1 pseudogene is annotated in these 1,282 nt (G+C 37.5%); it reads left to right on the plus strand.

The features are described 5' to 3' along the window. Positions 1-24: 24 nt before the first annotated feature. Positions 25-1,261: pseudogene (locus tag F6K27_RS34525) on the plus strand (RNA-guided endonuclease InsQ/TnpB family protein). Positions 1,262-1,282: the final 21 nt, after the last annotated feature.

Genomic DNA, 1,282 nt, shown 5'->3' on the forward strand with positions numbered 1-1,282 from the left:
ATAGAATTATGATACAATTGGGACATGATAACACTAACCTACGAATTTAAGTTAATCCCCTCTCAAGAACAGATTGCCAGCATATCTTCTATGATGGCGGTCTGTAGAAAGGTGTGGAATTATGCCTTAAGAGAGCGAAAAGACTGGATTAACAGTAGGAAATGTGCAGTTAACTGTTGTTGATTGTATCAAGAGTACATAATCTCAGGGGATGCACCTTACCCTAACTACAGCATACAAGCCGCCAACTTAACAAAAGCTAAGAAGACTAACCCAGAACTCAAAAGAACAAATGCCCAAGTCTTACAACAAGTCCTCAATACTTATGAAATAGCATTTAGCAACATGAAACAGCAGGGCGATCAAATAATGAATAATGAATAATTAATAATTAAAGAATTCAGCAATATTTGCTTCCCCTTGAAATGGGAAAAAATGAAATTTTTCCTTGAGCTTCAATTCTCTCCCTTTGAGGAAGAGGTAATTATTAATTGTTAATTGTTAATTGTTAATTGTTAATTGTTAATTGCTGAAGGATACCCCTGCTTCAGGACATCCCCTAGGAATTGATATTGGAGTTGATAAATTTTTAGCAACAACTGAATTGTGAATTGATGGAACGTCCAAAGTTTTTAACCAAACTACACAGCAAGTTGAAATTACTGCAACGTAGATTAAAGTTAAAATCATCCAGTTCAGCAAATCGACATCAACTTAACAAAAAGATTGCCAGAGTTCATCAAAAAAATCTCAGACACCCGAAAAGACTTTCACTTTAAACTAGCTCATCATTTATGCGACCAAGCAGGAATGATATTTGTGGAAGACCTAGACTTGAAAACCTGGGCCAAAGGAATGTTAGGTAAACATACTAAGGAATGTTAGGTAAACATACTTTAGATGCAGGGTTCGGTCAGTTTTTTAATATCTTGGCTTGGGTATGCAGGAAACTAGGGGTATATTTTGACAAGGTAGACTACAGATATACCAGTCAAATTTGTCCAAATTGTGGAGCGCATACAGGTAAAAAAGATTTGTCTGAACGCGAACATAAATGTTCTGAATGTAACTACTCAATCAACCGTGATGTAGCAGCAGCAAAAGTGATTTGCCATCGAGGTGTTACTGCGGCCGAGTGCAGATCGTGGAGGAAATTGACTGTCTAGGCGTACTGTCGGGGACTGGGAACAGTCTAGATAAGTGCCACTCAAGCAGTAAACCTAAATCGCGAGGTTTGGGAATCTCCTGTTATAATCTTTGATTTAATGGGAGAGGATGTCAA

Source organism: Okeania sp. SIO2F5 (genome assembly GCF_010692685.1).
Taxonomy (GTDB): domain Bacteria; phylum Cyanobacteriota; class Cyanobacteriia; order Cyanobacteriales; family Microcoleaceae; genus Okeania; species Okeania hirsuta.